At 69.7% G+C, this 21,490-nt stretch carries 20 protein-coding genes; 10 read left to right on the forward strand and 10 right to left on the reverse strand.

The window, feature by feature from the left end; translation table 11 throughout:
- Window positions 1–72 precede the first annotated feature (72 nt).
- Window positions 73–816: a copper homeostasis protein CutC gene (locus tag JOE67_RS06315; protein ID WP_239528010.1), complete on the reverse strand. Its 744-nt coding sequence runs from the start codon at window positions 814–816 to the stop codon at window positions 73–75.
- Between the two features lie 97 nt (window positions 817–913).
- On the opposite strand from JOE67_RS06315, the gene JOE67_RS06320 reads away from it, so the two are divergent.
- The 6 genes from JOE67_RS06320 to JOE67_RS06345 are packed head-to-tail and all read left to right on the forward strand — an operon-like array spanning window position 914 to window position 7,840.
- Entirely contained in the window at window positions 914–1,345 is a 432-nt protein-coding gene (locus tag JOE67_RS06320; protein ID WP_204974647.1) for a MarR family winged helix-turn-helix transcriptional regulator, read from the forward strand.
- On the forward strand, window positions 1,342–2,700 hold the full coding sequence (locus tag JOE67_RS06325) for an MFS transporter (RefSeq protein ID WP_239528012.1): 1,359 nt from the start codon (window positions 1,342–1,344) through the stop codon (window positions 2,698–2,700). Before JOE67_RS06320 ends, JOE67_RS06325 begins: the two co-directional genes overlap by 4 nt.
- A 2-nt stretch (window positions 2,701–2,702) precedes the next feature.
- Window positions 2,703–3,881, forward strand: coding sequence for a Bcr/CflA family efflux MFS transporter (locus JOE67_RS06330; protein ID WP_204974648.1), 1,179 nt, complete (start codon window positions 2,703–2,705; stop codon window positions 3,879–3,881).
- Between the two features lie 32 nt (window positions 3,882–3,913).
- Window positions 3,914–4,231: a hypothetical protein gene (locus JOE67_RS06335; protein WP_204977171.1), complete on the forward strand. Its 318-nt coding sequence runs from the start codon at window positions 3,914–3,916 to the stop codon at window positions 4,229–4,231.
- A 28-nt stretch (window positions 4,232–4,259) separates the two neighbouring features.
- Entirely contained in the window at window positions 4,260–6,143 is a 1,884-nt protein-coding gene (locus JOE67_RS06340) for a BCCT family transporter (protein WP_204974649.1), read from the forward strand.
- A gap of 47 nt (window positions 6,144–6,190) precedes the next feature.
- Complete coding sequence (locus JOE67_RS06345; protein ID WP_204974650.1) at window positions 6,191–7,840, forward strand: molybdopterin-dependent oxidoreductase; 1,650 nt, start codon at window positions 6,191–6,193, stop codon at window positions 7,838–7,840.
- Window positions 7,841–7,992: 152 nt separating this feature from the next.
- On the opposite strand, the gene rocD is transcribed toward JOE67_RS06345, so the two are convergent.
- The 7 genes from rocD to JOE67_RS06380 all read right to left on the reverse strand — a co-directional run bounded on the left by rocD (window position 7,993) and on the right by JOE67_RS06380 (window position 16,897).
- Window positions 7,993–9,177, reverse strand: coding sequence for an ornithine--oxo-acid transaminase (rocD, locus tag JOE67_RS06350; RefSeq protein WP_204974651.1), 1,185 nt, complete (start codon window positions 9,175–9,177; stop codon window positions 7,993–7,995).
- Complete coding sequence (ddaH, locus tag JOE67_RS06355; protein ID WP_204974652.1) at window positions 9,174–10,052, reverse strand: dimethylargininase; 879 nt, start codon at window positions 10,050–10,052, stop codon at window positions 9,174–9,176. The genes rocD and ddaH overlap by 4 nt, the downstream gene beginning before the upstream one ends.
- Window positions 10,053–10,271: 219 nt before the next feature.
- Window positions 10,272–11,342, reverse strand: coding sequence for a M14 family zinc carboxypeptidase (locus JOE67_RS06360; protein ID WP_204974653.1), 1,071 nt, complete (start codon window positions 11,340–11,342; stop codon window positions 10,272–10,274).
- A gap of 155 nt (window positions 11,343–11,497) precedes the next feature.
- Window positions 11,498–12,481, reverse strand: a complete 984-nt coding sequence (locus JOE67_RS06365) for an NAD(P)-dependent alcohol dehydrogenase (RefSeq protein WP_204974654.1) — start codon at window positions 12,479–12,481, stop codon at window positions 11,498–11,500.
- A 1-nt stretch (window position 12,482) separates the two neighbouring features.
- Window positions 12,483–12,716: a helix-turn-helix transcriptional regulator gene (locus JOE67_RS06370; protein WP_204974655.1), complete on the reverse strand. Its 234-nt coding sequence runs from the start codon at window positions 12,714–12,716 to the stop codon at window positions 12,483–12,485.
- Window positions 12,716–13,150 (reverse strand): hypothetical protein, encoded by a 435-nt coding sequence (locus JOE67_RS06375; protein WP_204974656.1) that lies wholly within the window; start codon window positions 13,148–13,150, stop codon window positions 12,716–12,718. Before JOE67_RS06375 ends, JOE67_RS06370 begins: the two co-directional genes overlap by 1 nt.
- An 84-nt stretch (window positions 13,151–13,234) precedes the next feature.
- Window positions 13,235–16,897: a proline dehydrogenase family protein gene (locus JOE67_RS06380; RefSeq protein WP_204974657.1), complete on the reverse strand. Its 3,663-nt coding sequence runs from the start codon at window positions 16,895–16,897 to the stop codon at window positions 13,235–13,237.
- Between the two features lie 61 nt (window positions 16,898–16,958).
- Here JOE67_RS06380 and JOE67_RS06385 point away from each other — a divergent pair, with 61 nt between their 5' ends.
- The 3 genes from JOE67_RS06385 to JOE67_RS06395 are packed head-to-tail and all read left to right on the forward strand — an operon-like array spanning window position 16,959 to window position 18,849.
- Window positions 16,959–17,672 (forward strand): hypothetical protein, encoded by a 714-nt coding sequence (locus JOE67_RS06385; RefSeq protein ID WP_204974658.1) that lies wholly within the window; start codon window positions 16,959–16,961, stop codon window positions 17,670–17,672.
- Window positions 17,666–18,244: a hypothetical protein gene (locus JOE67_RS06390; RefSeq protein WP_204974659.1), complete on the forward strand. Its 579-nt coding sequence runs from the start codon at window positions 17,666–17,668 to the stop codon at window positions 18,242–18,244. Before JOE67_RS06385 ends, JOE67_RS06390 begins: the two co-directional genes overlap by 7 nt.
- Window positions 18,241–18,849, forward strand: a complete 609-nt coding sequence (locus JOE67_RS06395) for a hypothetical protein (RefSeq protein WP_204974660.1) — start codon at window positions 18,241–18,243, stop codon at window positions 18,847–18,849. The genes JOE67_RS06390 and JOE67_RS06395 overlap by 4 nt, the downstream gene beginning before the upstream one ends.
- On the opposite strand, the gene JOE67_RS06400 is transcribed toward JOE67_RS06395, so the two are convergent.
- Both JOE67_RS06400 and JOE67_RS06405 read right to left on the reverse strand, forming a co-directional pair.
- On the reverse strand, window positions 18,750–20,240 hold the full coding sequence (locus JOE67_RS06400; RefSeq protein WP_204974661.1) for a hypothetical protein: 1,491 nt from the start codon (window positions 20,238–20,240) through the stop codon (window positions 18,750–18,752). The two genes, JOE67_RS06395 and JOE67_RS06400, sit on opposite strands and share 100 nt — an antisense overlap.
- Window positions 20,241–20,273: 33 nt before the next feature.
- Window positions 20,274–20,834 (reverse strand): thioesterase family protein, encoded by a 561-nt coding sequence (locus tag JOE67_RS06405; RefSeq protein ID WP_204974662.1) that lies wholly within the window; start codon window positions 20,832–20,834, stop codon window positions 20,274–20,276.
- A gap of 120 nt (window positions 20,835–20,954) precedes the next feature.
- On the opposite strand from JOE67_RS06405, the gene JOE67_RS06410 reads away from it, so the two are divergent.
- Window positions 20,955–21,464, forward strand: a complete 510-nt coding sequence (locus JOE67_RS06410) for a GNAT family N-acetyltransferase (RefSeq protein ID WP_239528014.1) — start codon at window positions 20,955–20,957, stop codon at window positions 21,462–21,464.
- Window positions 21,465–21,490 lie beyond the last annotated feature (26 nt).

A 21,490-nucleotide genomic window follows, 5' to 3' on the forward strand; every position in this document is an offset into this window, starting at 1 on the left:
CCGAGTCTACGGATGCGGTGCACGGCAGCGGTTCCGGCCGCGCAGAGCGCCTCGCCGCGTCGGCTCAACAGCTCAGGCGGCGTGGGCTCGCGCCAGCGCGCCGACGATCGAGCGAGCGGCGTCGAGGTCGGTGATCTCGTGGCCGGCGTCGCCGTCGCTCGCCGAGCCGAGGCGCACGCCGTTGTCGGCCGTCATGGTGCGCTTCGCCGAGAAGTGCACCGCGTCGACGCCCGTGCTCGCGACCGTCACGACATCGGCGGCGGTGATGCCGCTGCCCGCCATCACCTCTATGTCGCCGGCGGCCTCGCGCACGAGGGCCCGCAGCACATCGAGGCCGTCGACCGCCCGCGATGCCCCGCCGGAGGTGAGCACCCGGCTCATGCCCAGCTCGCGCGCCAGCCGGAGGGCAGCGAGAGGATCGGGGGTCGTGTCGACCACGCGGTGCACGGTGACGGGGGCTCCGGCGGCGGCGTCACGCAGCCGCACGAGGCCGTCGCGATCGAGTCCGCCGGTCGCGTCCTGGCATCCGATCACGACGCCGTGGGCGCCGGCGGCGAGCGCGACGCGCACATCGCGCTCCATGACGACGAACTCATCGTCGTCGTAGTGGAAGTCGCCCGCGCGCGGTCGGATCAGCACGTGCACCTCGGGTCCGCTGTCTCCCCGCGCCTCGACCGCCAGCTCGATCGTGGCCTGCGACGGCGTGAGGCCGCCGAGTGCCAGCGCCTGTGTCAGCTCTACCCGGGTCGCGCCGATCTCCCGCGCGATGCGCACGCCGGCGGTGTTCTGGACGGCGACTTCGAGCGCGAGTGGCATGAGAATCATTTTCTCACCCGACGGAGCACCGCGACAGATCAGCGGGCAATATTTTCATCCGCCCGGCGGCTGAAATCTTAGTTAGGCTATCTAAGTAATGCCTGCCGACTTCGATGACTCCGCCGCCGAGCTCCGTTACGCCCTCTTCCGCCTCACCCGACGCCTGCGCTCTGCGCGCGCCGTCGACGCGATGAGCGACGCCCAGCTCGCGACGCTCGGTGCGCTGCGCGCGCACGGACGACGCACGCTCTCGAGCCTCGCCGAGCACGAGCACGTCACCGCCCCCACGATGAGCGCGACCGTCAACGGCCTGGCCGACCTCGGGCTCGTGGTGCGCGTGCCCGACGAAGACGACCGGCGCCGGGTCTACGTCGAGCTGACCGATCAGGGTGAGAGCGTCGTCATCGAGACGATCCGCAAGCGCAACCAGCTGATGTCCGACCTGATCGACGCACAGCGGTTCGACGAAGACGAGCTGGCCGTGCTGCACTCCGCGTCCTCTCTGCTGCGACGGATGGCCGACGCATGAGCCCCTCGTCCACGGGCATGTTCCGCTCGTTCCGCAACTTCAACTACCGCACGTGGTTCCTCGGCGGCGTCATCTCGAACATCGGCGGCTGGATGCAGGCCACCGCCCAGGACTGGGTGGTGCTCACCGAGCTCACCGACAACGACGCCACCGCGATGGGCGTCACCATGGCCCTGCAGTTCGGCCCTCCCCTCGTGCTCGTGAGCCTCACCGGCTGGGTGGCCGACCGCTTCGACCGGCGCCGCGTGCTGCTGTGCACGCAGGCCGCCCTGATGCTGCTGGCGATCGCCGTGGCCGTGCTGCTGCTCACCGGGGTCATGACCCTGCCGCTGATGTTCGTCTTCGCGGCCGCGTTCGGTGTCGCGAACGCGTTCGACGCACCCGCACGGCAGGCGTTCGTGTCAGACATGGTGAGCCTGGAAGACACCTCGAACGCCGTCGCCCTGAACTCGGCCGCGTTCAACATGGCACGGCTGGTCGGGCCCGCCGTCGGCGGAATCCTCATCGTTCTGCTCGGCACGGGCTGGGTCTTCGTCGCCAATGCCGTCACGTTCCTCGCCATGATCGTGGCGCTGATGCTCATCCGCGTGCACGAGCTGACTCCGCGAGTGAAGAACCACAGCGGCGGAGGCCTCGGAGAGGGCTTCCGCTACGTGTGGCGTCGTCCCGACCTGCTCGTGGTGTTCGTGATGGTGTTCCTGATCGGCGCGTTCGGCATGAACTTCCCGATCTTCGCATCGACCATGGCGCTCGAGTTCGGCCGCGACGCCGACGGATACGGCGTGCTCAGCTCTGTACTGGCGATCGGGTCGCTGACCGGGGCTCTGCTCGCGGCGCGCCGCGATCGCGCCCGCGTGCGGGTGCTGGTCATCGCGGCGGGAGGGTTCGGCGTGGCATCCGTCATCTCCGCCCTCATGCCCACCTACTGGGCGTACGGCGCGACGCTCATGCTCGTCGGGTTCACGATCGTCACCATGCTGACCACCGCGAACGGGTACGTGCAGACGACGACGGATGCCGCGCTGCGCGGCCGGGTGCTCGCGCTCTACATGGCCGTGATCATGGGATCCACTCCGATCGGCGCTCCGATCGCCGGCTGGATCGTCGATACTTTCTCGGCCCGGACGGCCATCATGGTCGGCGGAGTGGCCGGCATCGTCGCGTTCGGCATCGGGATCGGATGGATGCTGTGGTCGGGCCGCCTGCACCGCAGCAGCGACCGCCGCTTCCAGCTGACGCTCGACGAGACCCGCCCGCTGTCGGTGATCCGCGCGATGGACCCCGGCTCATTCGACGATCGCCCGACCGCCACCACGCCCATCCGACTCGCGGACCCGCGCGACGGCGAGGACTGACGGTGCCGCAGCACCCCCGCCGGCTCATGATCGCGCTCGGCGCGCTCACGGCCTTCGGCCCCATCTCGCTCGACGTGTACCTGCCGTCGCTGCCGCAGCTCGGCACCGACCTCGGCGCCTCGGAGTCGCTCACGCAGTTCACGATGAGCGCGTGCATGATCGGTCTCGCGCTGGGGCAGCTGCTGTGGGGACCGATCAGCGACCGATTCGGCCGTCGGATGCCGCTGATCCTGGCCATCTCCGGGTTCGTCGTCACCTCGGTGCTGTGCGCCCTGGCGCCCACCATCGAGACGCTGATCGTGGTGCGCATCGTGCAGGGCCTGTGCGGCGCCGCCGGCATGGTGATCGCGAGGGCCGTGGTGCATGACGTGTTCTCGGGCGCCGAGGCGGTCGCCGCGTACTCGACGCTCGCGGCCGTCATGGGTGTCGCCCCTGTGCTCGCGCCGCTCATCGGCGGCGCGGTCGCGACCGTGTCCGACTGGCGCGGGGTGTTCATCGCGCTCGCGGTGATCGGCGCTCTGCTGCTCGCCACCGCCGCTTCGGTTCCCGAGACGCTCGATCGCGCGCACCGCACAACGGGCGGCATCGGCAGCGACGTGCGCGGCCTCGGATCGGCGCTCGCGAACCGCGGCTTCATGCTCAGCGCGGTCACTCTCGGATGCGCCTCTGTCGCCCTGTTCACCTACCTGCAGCTGTCTCCCTTCGTGCTGCAGCAGCAGTTCGGTCTGACCGCGCAGCAGTTCGCGCTCGTGTTCGCCGCGAATTCGATCGGCATCATGGCCATGGCGCAGCTCGACCGTCGCCTGGCCGGCCGGGTGCCCGGCCTGCGGCTGCTGCGGTGGACGCTGACCGTCGCCATCGCCGCCTCGGTCGCGCTGACGCTGGCCGGGATGCTCGGATCGGCCGTTCCCTGGCTGCTCGTGCCGCTCTTCGTCGCGATGTCGACCCACGGCGTGAACAACCCGTCGCTGACCGCGATCGCCCTCGGGCGGATCCGGCACAGCGCGGGGTCGGCCTCGGCCGTGCTGGGCACCCTGTCGATGCTGCTCGGCGCGTTCGTGCCGCCGCTCGTGTCGATGCTCGGGGTGTCGGCGACGATCATGGGCGCGACGATGCTGGCATCCTTCACCGTCGCCCTGGTGCTGCTCCTCTGCCAGCCGCGCGCTGTCAAGGGGGTGTGAGCGCGCCGCACCGCACGCCTACCGTCGCGGGCATGAATGACCCGGAGCGCACCCCGAAGTACGGCTCACCTGACGGCCAGCACCCGCACGTGCCCGGTCACGACCCGCTGGGCAGCGGCATGCCCCGCCAGCAGGAGTGGGCGCAGGCGGAGTCGTCGGAGTCCGCCGACGACGCCTCGCCTCCAGACGAGACTGCGGCGGCGAACGCGTCGCAGGAGCCTGCCGGTGACCGCGCCGACGACGGCGCCCCGCTGGGTGGCGATGAGAACACCGAAGACCAGCTGACGGCAGACACGGCGGTCGAGCGCGACGCGCTGAAGTCGCTCGACCCCGACGACACTCCCGCGTGAGGTCGCGGATCTCGGTAGCGTGGAGAGCATGAGCGGAAACCGAGACGCGTCTGATCCGAACGCCACCGCGACACCGGATGCCCCGACCGCGGCGTCTGCGCGCGAGCCAGAGGTGCTGAGGTGGGTCTTCTGGCCCGCCGCCGTCATCGTCGTGGTGTTCGCGCTGTTCGCGCTGCTGCTGCCCGGTGTCGCCGAGACGGCGTTCCAGGCCATCCAGACGAGCATCGTCAACGCGTTCAACTGGTACTACGTGCTGATCGCCGCGTTCTTCGTGGCGTTCTGCCTGTTCCTCGGGTTCAGCCGCTTCGGCGACATCAAGCTCGGCCGCGACGACGAAGAGCCCGAGTTCTCGCTGATGAGCTGGTTCTCGCTGCTCTTCGCGGCCGGAATGGGCATCGGCCTCGTCTTCTACGGCGTGAGCGAGCCGCTCTCGCACTACACGAACCCCCGTCCGGGCGTCGAGGGCACTCCAGCCCAGCTGGCGCAGGCCGCCCTCGGCCAGACCTATCTGCACTGGGGCGTGCACGCCTGGTCGATCTACGTGGTGATCGGCATCGCGCTCGCCTACGCGATCCACCGCCGCCGTCGTCCCATCTCGATCCGGTGGACCCTCGAGCCCCTGCTCGGCAGGAAGGTCGAGGGCGCGTGGGGCCACGCGATCGACGTGATCGCTCTGGTCGGCACGCTGTTCGGCGTCGCCACATCGCTCGGCCTCGGCGTGCTGCAGATGAGCTCGGGGCTGCACACGGCTGGCATCGCCGACCCCGACGAGACGACGCAGGTCGTGCTGATCCTGATCATCTCGGTGTTCGTGCTCATGTCGGTGCTCTCGGGCGTGACCAAGGGCATGAAGTGGCTCTCGAACGCCAACCTCGTGCTCGCCGGGCTGCTGGTCGTCTACCTTCTCGCGGTCGGGCCGACCGAATTCCTGCTGCGCGACTTCGTGCAGTCGATCGGCTACTACATCCAGAACTTCGTCGGCCTGTCGTTCAACGTCAGCGCCTTCCAGGGCACCGAGGGCGAGCAGTGGCAGTCGTCCTGGACCTCGTTCTACTGGGGCTGGTGGATCTCATGGGCACCCTTCGTCGGCATCTTCATCGCCCGGGTCTCGAAGGGCCGCACGGTGCGCGAGTTCGTCGTCGGCGTGATTCTCGTGCCGACGCTGCTCGGCATCCTCTGGTTCGCCGTCCTGGGCGGATCGGCCCTCGCGCTCGAGCTCGCAGAGCCGGGCACCCTGACCGGCCCCGAGGGCACGGTCGACCTGCAGGGAGCCCTGTTCACGCTGCTGCAGAACGTGCCCGGATCGATGATCGTCAGCATCGGCGCGATCCTGCTGCTCGCGATCTTCTTCATCACCTCGGCCGACTCCGGCGCGCTGGTGATGGGCATGATCGCCACCGGCGGCAAGCCGGAGCCCAAGCGCTGGATCCGCACGTTCTTCGTTGCGGTCACGGCACTGCTGGCCATCGCGCTGCTGCTGTCGGGCGGCCTGACCGCGCTGCAGACGGCGGCCATCACGATCGCGCTGCCGTTCAGCGTGGTCATGCTGCTGATGTGCTGGTCGACGGTGGTCGCGTTCAGCCGTGAACGCCGGGCGTACGCCAAAGCCGAGCGCGCGCAGTTCATCGACAAGATCGGCGACTACTACGGGCTCGAGGTCGAGGCGCACGACGCGACCGGAGTGTTCGGCGCGCAGCCCCGGTGGATGCGCCGGCTGCAGCGCTCGTTCGGCCTGCCTGTCGCCCCGGCGGACCCGGCGCGAGCGACGCCGGGAGCGCTGGCGGCCGAGAGCCACGTCGACTCCACGCCGTCGACGCAGGACGTCGACGTGCTGATCGCCGAGGACGAGCTGGCCGGTCTCGACGATCCCGACGTGAAGCCGCAGGAGTCCGGTCCGTTCCTGAAGGACTGACCTGCGGGAGGGTCCGGACCGTAACGAGGCGCGCGTAGCCTTGACGCATGAAGGGCACTTCACGGCGACGCGGCATGGCTGCGCTCGCGGGCATCGCGGCTGCGGTGCTCGGCGCAGGTGCCGGCGAGCTGCTCGCCGCCCTGTTCGCCCCCTCGTCGAGCCCGTTCGCCGTCGTCGGCGGAGCCCTGATCGACGCGGCACCGACCTGGGCCAAGGACACGGCGATCGCCTGGTTCGGCACGGCAGACAAGGCCGCCCTGCTCATCGGGATCGCGATCGTGCTTCTCGCACTCTCCGCGGCGGCGGGCATCGTCGAGGTGCACCGACGCCGCGTCGGTGTGGTCGCCCTGGTGGTGATGGGCACGGCCGTCGGCGTGCTCGCGCTGACCAGAGCGGATGCCGGGATGCTGGCCTGGCTGCCGTCGGTCCTCGCCGGAGCTGTCGCCGCGACCGCGCTGCGGATGCTGGTGCGCGGCGCCTCGTTCGCCGGTGCGGCGGCGGCGGTGGCGCCCGAATCGGTGAACGCGCCGCGGCCCGGATCGGTGCGCGTGGGCGACTCGGCGCCGACGCCCGGATCGGTGCCGGCGGACGAACGGGCTGCGGGCACGGCATCCGGATCCCCCTCCATCTCCTCGCGACGGGCCTTTCTCGTCTGGGCCGGTGGCACCGCCCTCGTCGGCGTTGCCCTGGCCGCCGCCGGTGCGCTCACCAAGGCCGGCTCGGCGGCGGTCGCCGTCGCCCGCGACGCGCTGCGGCTGCCCCGCGCGGCATCGCCGGCCCCGGTCGCGCCGTCCGGCGCCGAACTCGATGTGGCGGGCATCTCGCCGTTGATCACGCCGAACCGCGACTTCTACCGCATCGACACCGCCCTCGTCGTGCCGACCGTAGATCCTGCCGAGTGGCGGCTGCGCATCCACGGCATGGTCGACCACGAGGTCACGCTCACCTGGGACGAGCTGCTCGCTCTGCCCCTCGTCGAGCGGGCGGTGACGCTGTCGTGCGTGTCGAACCCCGTCGGCGGCGACCTCGTCGGCAACGCCGTGTGGCTCGGGTACCCGATCCGTGAGCTGCTGGCTCGCGCGGCTCCACACTCCGACGCCGACATGGTGCTCTCGACCTCTGCCGACGGCTTCACCGCCGGCACGCCGCTGGAGGCGCTGACCGATGACCGCGACGCCCTGCTCGCGATCGGCATGAACGGCGAGCCCCTTCCGCTCGCACATGGCTTCCCTGTGCGCATGGTCGTGCCGGGTCTGTACGGCTACGTCTCGGCGACGAAGTGGGTGACCGAACTCGAGGTGACGCGCTTCGACCGCTCTCGCGCGTACTGGACCGACCGCGGCTGGTCGGCGGAGGGCCCGATCAAGCTGCAGTCCCGCATCGATGTGCCGCGGGGTGGCGGCGGCGTCGACGCGGGCGACGCGGTGATCGCGGGCGTCGCGTGGCAGCCCGGTTCAGGGGTCTCGGGGGTCGAGGTGCAGGTCGACGACGGCCCGTGGGAGCGCGCCGAGCTGGCATCCGCTCTGTCGGACGACACCTGGGTGCAGTGGCGCACGCCCTGGCGCGCGGAGCCCGGCGATCACCGCATCCGGTGCCGGGCCATCGCCGCCGACGGCACCTCGCAGACAGACGCGATCGCCCCGCCTGCACCCGACGGCGCCACCGGGTGGCACACGATCTCGGTCACCGTCGCCTGACCCGCCGCGGCCCCGCCCCCGGCCCCGGCCCGCGTGCCCGCCCGCCCCCGCCGAGACCTGCACTTCCCGCCGAGACCTGCGCTTCCCGCCGAGACCTGCAGTTGCTACTGCAGGTCTCGGCAAAAAGTGCAGGTCTCGACGACGGGTGGCGGTCAGCCTTCGAGCACGAGGCGCAGCTGCTCGACGGCCCAGTCGAGCTCGGTCGCGCGGATGACCAGCGGCGGAGCGATGCGGATCGTCTGCCCGTGGGTGTCCTTCACGAGCACGCCGCGCTCGCGCAGCTTCTCAGCGATCTCACGACCCGTGCCGTACGCAGGGTCGATGTCGACGCCCGCCCAGAGACCCGCGATGCGCACGGCGGCCACGCCGTGACCGATGAGCGCCTCGAGAGCCGATCCCAGGTGCGCGCCGAGCCGGCGGGCGCGCTCCTGGAACTCGCCGGTGCTGAGCATCTCGACGACCTTGTGGCCGACGGCCGCCGCGAGCGGGTTGCCGCCGAACGTCGAACCGTGCTCCCCTGCTCGGATGACCCCGAGCACGTGGCGGTCGCCGACGACCGCCGATACGGGCAGGATGCCGCCGCCGAGCGCCTTGCCGAGCAGGTACAGATCGGGCACGACGCCCTCGCGCTCGCACGCGAAGGTCTCGCCGACCCGGCCCAGGCCCGACTGGATCTCGTCGGCGATGAACAGCACGTTCTTCTCGTCGCAGATCTCGCGCACGCGCCGCAGGTAGCCGTCGGGCGGGATGATCACGCCACCTTCCCCCTGGATCGGCTCGATGAGCACGGCGGCGGTGTCATCGGTGATCGCAGCGGCGATCGCATCGGCATCCCCGTAGGGCACGGTGTCGAAGCCGGGCGTGTACGGCCCGAAGTCGTCACGCGCCTGCGGGTCGTCGCTGAAGCTGATGATCGTGGTGGTGCGGCCGTGGAAGTTGCCGGCCGCGACGACGATCCGCGCTCTGCCCTCGGCGATGCCCTTGACCCGGTAGCCCCACGCGCGAGCGACCTTGACCCCGGTCTCGACTGCCTCGGCGCCCGTGTTCATGGGCAGCACGAGATCCTTCCCGCACAGCTCGGCGAGCGCGGCGGCGAAGGGCTCCAGCTGGTCGTTCATGAACGCGCGGCTGGTCAGCGTCACCCTGCCGAGCTGCGACGTGAGCGCGTCGACGATCGCCGGATGCCGGTGGCCGAAGTTCACCGCCGAGTAGGCCGCCAGAAGGTCGAGATAGCGTCTGCCGTCGGCATCCGTGACCCATACGCCCTCACCCCGGGCGACGACGACGGGCAGCGGGTGGTAGTTCTCGGCGACGTGCGGCTCGACCGCGGACATCATGCGCCGCGCAGTTCCAGCGTGCAGCACTTGATGCCGCCGCCGCCGAGCAGCAGCTCGGAGAGGTCGACGGTGATCGGGTTGTAGCCGCGCTCGCGCAGCTGCTTCTCGAAGCCCTTCGCCCGCGGCGAGATGATGACGTTGTAGCCGTCGCTCGCGGAGTTCAGGCCGAAGACGGCGCCGTCCTCATCGCTGACGATGATCGCGTCGGGGAAGCGCTCGGCGAGGATCTTCTGCGACGCCTCGTCGAAGGCGGCAGGCAGGTAGGCGACGTTGGCACGCTCGGGGCCGCCGTTCTCGACGCCCTGCACGGGGTCGAGAACGGTGAGGGCGGTGTCGAGGTGATAGAAGCGCGGGTCGACGAGGTTCAGCGTCACGACCTCGCGACCGAACACCTCGCCCACCTCGAGGTGGCTGTCACCGACTGAGCGGAAGCCGGTGCCTGCGAGGATCACGTCGCCGACGAGCAGGAAGTCGCCCTCGCCCTCGTTGACCTGCTCAGGCATGACGGTGTCGAAGCCGTTGGCGCGGAACCAGTCGGCGAAGGCGGGCGCCTCGCCCTTGCGCTGCTCGAAGTAGAACTCGGGCACGTACGCACGGCCGCCGATGACGAAGCCGCCGTTGGCGGTGTAGACCATGTCGGGGTAGCCGGCGAGCGGCTCGATCAGCTCGACCTCGTGGCCCAGCTCGAGGTACAGGTCGTGCAGCTTCTGCCACTGTTCGACCGCCTTGGCGGTGTCGGTGGGCTTGGTGGGCTCCATCCACGGGTTGATGGAGTAGTTGACCGTGAAGTGCTCGGGACGGCACATCAGGTAGCGACGGTGGTGTGCCGTGCGGGTGGGGGCGTCGATCGTCGTCGCGGTGTCAGGCGTGGACATGAGTGCTCCTCGAGAAGGTGCGGCGGACGCTGTCCAGGGGCCTGGCGGAAGTTCGACCCGCCCCTCCGATGCGGAGGGCGGGGAAGATGCGACAAGGCACGCCACAGATATTTTTGCATCCGGATGCTGAGAATCGCCACCCGCGCGGGGAGGGATTCCGGATGCCGCCGGGTCCCGGTGCGCGCGTACGCGCGCACCGGGACCCGCCGCATCGGCCGATCACTCGTCGGCGCTGGAACCAGAACGCTGCTCGGCCAGGGTGTCCCAGAACGAGATGTCAGCCGTCTCGATCTCGCCGCTGGCGATCGCCCGGATGGTGCTCTCGAGCGTGAGGACCGTCTGCTGCCGGAGGTAGCCGTTCGACTTCTGCCCGAGCACGGCACCGGGGTTCTCGTGATCGCTCATGCCGCGCATCTCGAAGAGCAGGGTCGAGATGCCGTACTCGGCGGCGATGCCGTTGCGCGCGATGGTGTTGGCCGTGCCGCCGACGTACTTGCCGAGGTGACCCCAGCCGGTCGCGTCGACGTTCTGGTAGACGATCGCGCCGAGGCGCTTCGATCCTTCGAGCACATCGGGGGCGACGTCAGGAGTCGTCGGGTACAGGATCGAGCCCGACACGAGCTTGCCGTCGATACGCGACTGCGTGCCCTGGTGGTGCAGGTCGATCATGTAGTCGATGTCGTACTTCGTCAGCACATTGCCGTGCAGTGCCTGGATCTCAGGCTGCGTCTTGGCGACGTGGTCGCGGTTGATGTCGACGTTGTTCGCGTTGTACCTGGTCAGATGGCGATCGCCTGCCGCCAGGTAGTCGTCGAGCGGGAAGTCGACGTCGCCCATGGCACCGTCGGGGTTGAGCATCGGCAGCACGAGGATGTTGATGTTCTCGAGAACACCCTTCATGCGTCCGCTGCCGAGGTGCTTGATGACCTCGAGCGCCCCCTCGGTGGTGAGCTGCTCGTTGCCGTGCTGCTGTGTGAGGAACAGGATCGTGGGGTTGGCGGGGTCGGACAGGTACTTCGCGAGGTACAGGTCGCGGCCCTTCACCGACTGTCCGATGACCTCCAGCTCGAGCGCCGCCTGCTTGGCATCCTGCGCCTTGAGCTCGGCGACCATCGAGTCGTAGGTGTGCAGTATCGACGTGTTGATCGTCTCGTGCCCGTTGTAGTCGGGGCCCTCTCCGACGGCGAGCGCAGGGGATGCGCTCAGGGCGAGGACGAGAGCCGAGCCGGCCAGGGCGCAGCCGACTTTCGTGCTCAGGCGGGCGGCTGATCGGAAGGGAGTGCTTTTCATGGGGAGTTCTCCTTTGAACCGAATGGTGGGCCGGAAGTCCGCTTCTCGGTATTCCGGTCAGCACCGGGACCCTTCGATCCAATCACGCGGCTCCGGGCCGGGCAATCGTTTTCCGCAGAGCCGCACGCGCCCGTTATCGCATCGGGCGCTGCACCTCACCCGGCGACGTGCACCACGACCTTCCCGACCGTGTGGCCGGCCTCGACGTGAGCGAGGGCGTCGGCGACGTCGGCGAACGAGTACTCCCGCTCGATCAGCGGATGAAGTCTCCCGACCGCCACGAGGTCGAGCAGCCGCGTGAGGATCTCAGCCCTCGGCGTCGCCGCAAGAGAGCGGATGCGGCGGTTCGAGCCGGCCGAGAGCAGCGCGGCCCGCAGCATCCGGGGCACGGGTCCGAGCACCCGACCGCCATCGCCGCCGACGAGCACGACCGATCCACCGTCGCGGACGAGGCGGCGGAGGTCGCGCAGCGGCGCCCCGCTGGCGATCTCGACCACGGCGTCGTACGATTCGGCAGGCAGTCGCGCAGGCCGGGTGTCGCGGTCGATCACGTGGGCGCCGAGGCCTTCGACGACGACACGGTTGCGCGCGCTGCACGTGGCGTCCACCTGCGCCCCGCGCAGCGCCGCGAGCTGCACGGCGAAGGTGCCGACGCCGCCAGAGGCGCCGAGGATCAGCACTCGCTGCCCGTCGCCGACGCCGGACGCATCGAGCGCCTGCCAGGCGGTGCCGGCGGCGATGGGCAGGGTCGCGGCCAGGTGGGGTGCGACGGCGGCAGGCCGCCGTGCGAGTCGCACCGCCGGAGCCACCGCGTACTGGGCCAGCCCTCCCCCACCGGGCAGCTCGACGACGACCTCCTCGTCGACGTCCACGCCGTCGACGCCCTCGCCGAGCGCGACCACGGTGCCGGCGACGTCCATGCCTCGCACGGGGTTGCGCGGACGGCGGATGCCGAACACGGGCCGCACCAGCAGTGGGTCGCCGAGCATGATCCGCACATCGCCGGCGTTGAGCGCGGTCGCGCGCACCTGCAGAAGCACCTCTCCCCGGCCGGGGGCGGGAATCGGTCTCTCGACTCGTCTGACCCCGGATGCGGGTCCGTAGCCTTCCTGCTCCCAGGCGCTCATCGTCTCGGGCATGTCAGTCCTCTCGCTTCTGAGTCGGTTCGGGGTACTGGAAGAGGTCTTCGAGCGGCAGGCCGAAGGCACGGGCGATCTGGAAGGCGATTTCGAGCGTGGGCGAGTACCTGCCCTGTTCGATTGCAATGAGGGTCTGCCTGGTGACGCCGATCAGCCCGGCGAGTTCGGCCTGGGTCATCCCCGCCTCTTCGCGCCGCGAGCGGATCGTGTTGGTGACGAGGGTGGGCTTGACCATCAGACGAGCCCGCGCCGGTAGGCGATGACCCGTGCGATGCCGCCGATCAGGGCCGAGATCGCGAACCCGAGGAACATGGTGTTCGCGATCCAGAACAGATGGGCGCCTGCGCCGCACAAGGCGATGACGACCAGTCCGGCGATCACGAGGAAGGAGTGCTCGACCCGGCCGCCGAGGCGGCTGATGTCACGATCGCGGATGTCGGTGGTGGTCGCCGATTGCGGGTCGCGCATGCCGGCCACGATCCCCCACAGGACGCTCAGGACGACGGTCAGCACGATGCCGCCGCCGATGGTCCACAGCATGAGCGGCAGCCAGTCGACCGACGTCAGCTCGCCGCCGCCAGCGCTTCTCAGCACCAGTGCGGCGTAGACCGCGATGGTGATCACCGAGACGATGAGCTGCGACCAGGCGACTCGTTCCTGATAGACCATCGGACACCTCCATGTAAAAGATTCTTTACACGCAGGCTAGGCCCGCCTCGTGATAGATGTCAAGAATCTTTTACATCACCCGAGTCAGATGACGTCGGCACTCCAGTCGTCGGGGTTGCCGAAGCGGTGCGCCGTGATCGAGATCGCCTGCTCGTGCACGAACGGCAGCAGCTCGATGCGGCCGGCCGAGGTCACCTCGCCGTCGTAGACCGCGAGGTCGGGGTCACCCTCGACAGCCTCCGCGAGCGCGCGGTGCAGCGACGCGACCGTGTACCGTGCCCCGATCAGCCGCACCCGGTCAGGGGTGGCGGCCACGGAGGCACCCTCTTCTGCGGGGATGCCGCGGCGCAGCATCCGGTCGATCCACTCGGCATCGCTCTCGACCGCCACCAGCACGCCCAGGTCGCCCAGTTCGCCCCTGATGCCGGCGGGGAGGCCCGCCGGCACCGAGAGCATGAACTCCGCGCCAGAGCGGATACCCGCGAGCACTACCCGCAGCACCTCGTGCAGCGGAGCGTCGGCGGTGGCGCGCACCGCAACGGGCACCGGCCGGTAGCGGAGCAGATTGCGCTCGACGCCGAGCTGCGACACGTCGCGCACCTGGCCGAACTCGCGGTCCCAGGCGACGGCGTCGGCGAGCGCCGACTGTCGCAGCCATTCGAACCCCTCGAAGTCGAGCGACGGCTGGGCCGCCTCGATGAGAGCCGCGATGCGCACGTCGAGGCCGCGCAGGTGCAGGGTGTTCGACGCCTTGCCGCGCGGACGGGAGCGCCATGCTCCGAGACCGATCAGGTAGTGGGGTCCGCCGGCCTTGGCGCCGGGGCCGACCGACGAGCGCTTCCAGCCGCCGAAGGGCTGGCGCTGCACGATCGCCCCGGTGATCCCCCGATTGACGTAGAGGTTCCCTGCCTGCACATGCTCGAGCCACAGAGCCAGGTCTGCGGGATCCTGAGTGTGCAGACCGGCCGTGAGGCCGTACGAGACGGCGTTCTGCAGGTCGATCGCGGCGCTCAGCGTGGGCGCGTGCATGATGCCGAGCATCGGACCGAAGAACTCCTCGAGGTGCGTGCGAGATCCGGGCTGCACCCCGACGCGCACACCGGGGCTCCACAGGCGACCGCTGTCGTCGAGCGAGCGTGGCTCGATCAGCCACTTCTCATCGCCCTCCAGTCGGGTGAGCGCCCAGTCGAGCTTGCCCTGCGGCCGCTCGATCACCGGACCGACTTCAGCCCTGGGGTCCGACGGCCACGCGACCCGCAGCGAGCGGACGGCGTCGAGCAGCTGACGCACGAATCGCTTCGAGTGGCCGACAGGCCCGACGAGGATCGCGAGCGAGGCTGCCGAGCACTTCTGGCCCGCGTGGCCGAACGCGCTCTTCACGAGATCCGCGACAGCCAGATCGATGTCGGCGGTCGGGGTGATGACGATCGCGTTCTTGCCGCTGGTCTCGGCGAGCAGCGGCAGGTCGGGCCGCCACGAGCGGAACAGCGCAGCGGTGTCCCACGACCCGGTGAGGATCACCCGGTCGACCGCCGGATGCGTGATGAGCTGCTTTCCGAGCTCGCGCTCCCCCAGCTCGACGAGCGCGAGCACGTCTCGGGGCACCCCGGCCTGCCACAGCGCTTCGGCGATCACCGCCGCGCACCGGCGCGCCTGATGCGCCGGCTTGAAGACCACCCCCGATCCGGCGGCGAGCGCCGCGAGCACTCCCCCGGCCGGGATCGCGAGGGGGAAGTTCCAGGGCGGAGTGACGACGGTGACCTTCGCGGGCTCGAACACCGCGCCGCTGATGGCGTCGAGCTCGCGGCAGGTCGCGGCGTAGTACTTCGCCATGTCGACGGCCTCGCTCACCTCGACGTCGGCCTCGGCGAACACCTTCCCGGTCTCGACGGCGGCGACCTCGATCAGTTCGCCACGGCGCGCGGCGAGAGCGGCGGCGGCGCGCTGCAGGATCTGCGCGCGTTCGGCGGCTGGCCTGGATCCCCAGGCGGATGCTGCGCCCTGAACGCGCTCGATCACGGCATGCAGCCCCTCCGCGTCGTCGATGCGCGATGCACGCAGGGTGGGAATGCCGAGTCCTCGGTCGCGGGCGATGTGCGCGAAGATCTCGCCCGCCCAGGCGCGGTTCGCCGGGAGCGCGGGGTCGCTGTCTGCGGTGTTCTCGAAGCCAGGGGCGCCGTCGGCGGCCGTCAGCTCCTGCCTGGCGTAGACGGCTGTCTGCAGGAACGGATCGTCAGCGCCCTCGTCGATGCCCGACGACCCGCGAGCGATGTCGAGCACGACCTCGGTGAGACCCTCGTCGGCCGTCCGCGGCTGCGCGAGCGGACGCACCGATTCATGTGCCGGCGCTGCGCGGTTCTGCGTGCGCCGGGGCCCGGCCAGCAGACTGCGGTCACGTGAGCGGGTGATCGAGTCGACGAAGCGCAGCCGCTCGCGTTCGAAGAGAGAGGGGTCGTCTGCGAGATGGAAGGCGGCCGACAGGAAGTTCGACGACGAGGCGTTCTCGTCGAGACGGCGCACGAGGTAGCTGATCGCGACGTCGAACTCGTTCGGATCGACGACGGGAACATAGAGCAGCACGGGACCGACCTCGCGCGAGACGGCCTCGACCTGGCCCTGCGCCATTCCGAGCAGCATCTCGAACTCGATCGCGTCGCGCACCCCGCGCTCGCCGGCGAGCAGCCAGGCGTACGCGATGTCGAAGAGGTTGTGCCCTGCGACGCCGATGCGCACGGCCGAGGTGCTGCGCTGCTCGAAGGCCACGTCCAGGCAGCGCAGATAGTTGGCGTCGGTGTCGAGCTTGGTGCCGTAGGGGGCCTGCGGCCAGCCGTGCATCACCGCATCGACCTTCTCCATCGCGAGATTCGCGCCCTTCACGAGCCGGATCTTGATCGGGGCGCCGCGATGCTCGACCCGGTTGCGGGCCCAGGCAGTGAGCTCGCGCAACGCGGTCAGCGCATCGGGCAGGTAGGTCTGCAGCACGATGCCCGCTTCGAGCGCCGCGAGCCTCGGGTCTTCGAGCAGCCGGGTGAACACCGCGATCGTGAGGTCGAGGTCGCGGTACTCCTCCATGTCGAGGTTGATGAACGTGCCGTTGTCGGCGGCGGTGAGGTACAGCGGCAGCAGCCGCTCGACGACCTCGTCGACCGTCTGCTCGAACGCCCACATCGACAGGTGACTGACGATCGCCGACACCTTCACCGAGACGTAGTCGACGTCATCGCGGCGGATGAGCTCGTGGATGCCCTCGAGGCGCCGTCGCGCCTCGGCATCGCCCAGCACCGCCTCGCCCAGAAGATTGAGGTTGAGCCGGGCTCCCGCCTCAGAACCCGTGCGGATCTTCTCGAGGGCGGGCCCGAGCTTGTCGGGCCTGGCGTCGACGATGAGGTGCCCGACCATCTCGCGCAGCACGCGCCGGGCGATCGGCACCGTCGGCACGGGCAGCACAGGCGCGACGCCGCCGCCCAGGCGGACGACCCCTCGCAGGTACCAGGGCAGGAAGTCCGGCGCCAGCGGCGCGACGCGGCGGAGGCTGGATGCTGCGGCCGCCGCGCTCTCGGGCCGCATCACTCCGTCCACGAATCCGAGCGTGAACGGCAGACCCTTGGGGTCGTGCAGCACGCCCGCGAGCCGCTGCGCGGCAGGATCGACCTGCACCTGCGCCGCCTCGTCGACCCAGCGCCGGGCGAGTGCCGTGGCGGCATCGGCCAGGCGACGATCAGAGGACGATGACGACAGCTCAGCCATGCATCCAGAGTAGGCACGATCGGTCGCGCGGCGCGGAACCGCTGCGTTCTATGCTGTGTTCGTGGGGGAGAAGAAGGCGCTCGGTCCGCGCGCGAGCGCGCGCGAGGCGGCTGCCCAGGCGACGGCAGCCGCACAGGCGACTGCGCGTGATCGGACCCCGTCGCGTGTGCGATGGGTGCGCACCATGGCCGACCGCATCCCTACGAAATGGGCGAGCATGATCGGCGTGGGACTCTTCCTCGCCGCGACCGCGTCGTTCGGCGGGCTGAACAGCGTCGCCGCCCCCGAGACGTCCCAGGTCGAGGTCGGCGAGCACGTCGTCACGTCGAACCTCGACATGGCCGTCGACAGCGCCTACCTCTCCGACCGCGTCGAGAACGGAAGCTCCGCCGACAAGGAGAACGGCGAGCGCGTGCTGGCGGTGCGGATGAGGATCACAAACCTCTTCCCCGAAGCCCGCACGATGCGCGCGTCGACCGGGTTGCAGGGCACCCGCATCGTCGGCGGCCCTGACAAGACGCCCGAGTTCAGCCGACCAGGCGAGACCACTCAGGGCGTGCTGGCCCTGCAGCCCGGCGTGTCTGACGAGATCATCCTGTCGTGGACGGTCAACGCATCCGACTACAGCGCAGGCGACCAGGTGCGCATCGCGCTGTCCGACCCGCAGACCTACCGTGGGCAGTTCCTCGACGACGATCTGCACTGGTTCGAAGGCGGCACATCGGCAGTCGTCACCGCGACTCTCGAGGATCTCGGGGAGGGGGACCCGTGGTGAGACGTCTGCTTCCCTGGGCGATCACGATCGGCCTGCTGGTCGCGGCGTGGCTCGTCGCCCAGGCGACCCCCGGTGACGACTCCGCGGAGCGCGCCTTCGTGCAGCAAGCAGAAGTCGGCGAGCGCGTCGAGGGCCGTGATCTCGCCGTCACCGTGCAGCGCGTGCGGGCTGCCGAGGCGATCACGACTCCCGCCGGATGGCGGGCCGAGGGCACGTGGGTCGTCGTCGAGATGGATGCCGAAGCCGTCCTCACCGAATACGGAAACCTGCTGAGCCGGACCGTGCTTGAGGTCGGCGACCGCGTCTACAGCGCGACCGAACGCGGCGAGGGCGAGAGCAGCATCGACGACTACATGCTCTCGGGCGAACAGCTCGTGCCGGGCATCCCGAAGTCGGGGGTGCTGGCGTTCCAGCTGCCGGATGACGAGAGCCTGACCGGGGCCGCGATGCTCGAACTGGCCACGGATCGGTTCCCCGTCTACGACTCGATCATCACGGTGCAGATCGACCTCGACGCCTTGCCCGTCGAGAACTCGGTCGAGCTCGAGACGGTGGATTGGGCGGGCGAATGAGCGGCCGCAGCTGGTGGAAGGCGAACGCGGTCGCGCTCGGCATGCTGGTGGTGCTGCTGCCCGCGGGGGCCGTCGCGATCGGCTGGAAGGACTGGACCGCGGCGAACAGCACCGCGTTCAACCGGGTGACGCCGGTGATCGCCTCCGACGGCGAGACAGTCGAGCTGTCCGGCGCGACGTGGGGGCCGATCCGCTCCGCAGCAATCCATGACACAGAAGGCATGACCACTCCCCCGAACACACGCGTGATCGGGGTCGCCATACCGGTGAAGCCCGATCCGGTCGATCCCGAAGATCCCAGCGACCCGGTGAAGTGCAACAGCCCGCTGATCATCGAGCAGAGCACAGGCCGTCAGTGGAACGAGAGCAGCTTCGAGCTCGGCTTCGACTACAGCTCGACCGAGTACAGGGAGTGCGACTCAACGGTCACCGAGCCGTACGAGATCATCGTTCCCTTCGCGATCCCGGAAGACGCCGAGGGCCCGTTCTGGATCGACGTGGTGCCCTACAACGGCTTCGGCAAGGACGGCGAGCTGCTCGATCCCGACGAGGGCGGCACCGGCGTCGACGGCCGGTTCGTGCGGTTCGAGATCGACCCGTCCTGACCGGACGGAAGCGGAGGCGCCCCCTCGGGCAATGGCTCAGCGCCACGCGCATCGGCAACAACCGCTGCCTCATCGGGAATCGTGACCTCGGCAGGAATCGGCACCTCGGCGACGGCCGGCTGCGCGGGCTGCTCGATGGCATCCTGAGCGATCTCCTCGGCGAGCGCCTCGGACTCCTCCGCGCGCGCTGAGCGCGTCGCCTTCAGCGTGCTGTCGTACGCGGCCGAGACCAGAGCGATACGAGCAGGCTCGGCGATCAGCAGCGGCGCGGTGGCGATCAGCGTCGAGAACGTGCCCCAGACCACGAGCTCCTGCGGTCCGACCAGCGTCACGATGGCGAGGCGTCCGAGCGGTTCGAGCGCAAGCGCCACGGTGTACAGCAGCACGTAGGCGGCGATCATGATCGGGCCCGCGCGCCACATCAGCACGATCGCCCGCCCGATCGGGCGGAACCGCGACGTCAGCTCGTCGCCCAGGTCGCCGGCGCGACGACGGATGGCGCTCGGCACCCGCTCTGCGCGTGCCTTCGCTCGTTCGAGCAACCGGTTCTCGATGCGCAGCTTCTCGGCCACGATCGTCTGCCCGAAGATGACCCCCGCGATCATCAGCCAGGCAAGGGGCTGCAAGATGATGCCGCCGGCCTCACCGAGCAGCCAGCCGATGGCGTCCCACACCGCAGCGAGCGGCGCGAGCTGCTCGCCGACCCAGGTGCGCACGCCGTCGAGCCAGACCATCGCGACGCGGGTGTCGACCCAGCCCTGCACCGCCGAGGTCGCATCGCCGATGAGGGCGACGGCGAACGCCACCCACACGACCTCCAGATACACGGCGACCAGCGCCGCGAACCTGGGCAGCCGGTCTGACCACTTCTTCCACGCCCACCGGCCCGCGTACGCGAGCCCGATGATGAGCAGCACCCAGGGCCCGAGCGACACCTCCAGGGCCACATCCTGCTCCGTCACCTCGCGCCCACCCACCGCTGCACTGAGGTTGTTCCCGAAGGAGATGGCGAGTGCGATGTTCGCGTACTCGGCGGCGTCTTCCTTCAGGTTCCCGGCGGCGGCGTAGACCGCGTAGAAGGGCAGGATGCTGGCCATCAGCGATCCGACGAACGCGGTGCGCCGCTCGCGAGCGTCTTCGGGAACGGGAGCGATCGCCTGCAGATTGCGCAGCCCGTCGCGTACGACGAGGAACATGCCCACGAAGCTGATCAGGCGCGCGAGTACCGCCAGCGGCAGGATCAGCATGCCCAGCGTGCTGTTGTATCCGCCGACGAAGCCCGCGAGCTGGATGATGAAGTACCGCGCCACCACGCCGGCGAAGAACCACAGCAGCAGCGCAGGCCAGTGTCGCCACAGCACGCGCCCTGTCGCCTTGAGCATCTCCCCCACGCGCACAGATTACCGCGCGCGGGCGGCGGCCCGTCAGCGCCAGACGCTCGGGGCGGGCTTCTTCGTCGAAGGCAGCGCAGAGGCCGATGACCAGTCGTGGATCCACGGCTCGACCTCGGGCAATCCCTGCGGCTTGCCGACCGCGGCGAACAGCTCCTCGTTGCTGACCGTGCCGCCGCTGCGGCGCAGCATCCGCGACCTGACGATCACCCTGGCGTACACCTCGCCGTCGACCACGGCGCGGTGCTCGAGGAAGACGGCCTTGTCGTCGTGGCCGACGAAGCGCGACTCGACGTCGAACCGCTGCCAGAGCTGCAGCGACTTGCGGAAGGTCACCGTCTCACTCGAGACGACCGCGTACCAGCCTCGTTCGTTCATGGCATCGAACAGGCCGGTGCGGATCAGCAGGTCCCAGCGTCCGAGGTCGAACAGCGACAGGTAGCGGCCGTTGTTCATATGACGCAGGATGTCGAGGTCAGTGGGCAGGGTGGTGAGCCGGATGCGGCTGACCGCCGACGGGTCGAGGCCCTGACCGCGGCGCGTGCGCAGCCGTGCCTGCAGGATGACGAGGAGGGTGCGCCAGATCACATTCACAAGGGGCGATAGTAGCGATCCACGATGAAACCCCCAACTTCATTGGCTGATCACCACATACGGCTTCATGTGTCATCGGCGGATTTCACCTCCGCGGCAGCGGCGCGTAGAGTCACGCACATGAGCACCGAAGCCCATACCGAGATCATCGTCCGACCCGTCCGCGATGTCGATGCGGAAGCCCTCGGTCGCGTGCACGCCCAGTGCTGGCACGAGACCTACGACCATCTGATCAGCAAGGCAGCACTCGAGCGCATCTCGCCGCGTCGCATGGCCGAGCTCTGGACGAACTGGGCCCGCCAGGGCGACGACTTCCGCATGAGCGCGGCGCTCGTCGACGGCGAGATCGTCGGATTCGTCGGCTCGGGCCCCGCTCGCGACAAAGACGCCCCGGCGCTGCGCGAGCTCTACTTCATCTACCTGCTCGACCAGTACCACGGCACGGGCATCGGGCAGAAGCTCTTCGACGCGGCCGTCTACGAGGGCGAGCCGAGCTACCTGTGGGTCGCCGACGACAACCCGCGTGCTCACCGCTTCTATCAGCGCAACGGGTTCGTGCTCGACGGCGAGAGCCACACCGAGCCGTTCCTCGGCGAGTCCCTCACCGAGGTGAGGTTCGTCCGCGCCTGATCTCGCGGGCCCGGTCCTCACCCCTG

This window comes from Microbacterium esteraromaticum (genome assembly GCF_016907315.1).
Classification (GTDB): domain Bacteria; phylum Actinomycetota; class Actinomycetes; order Actinomycetales; family Microbacteriaceae; genus Microbacterium; species Microbacterium esteraromaticum.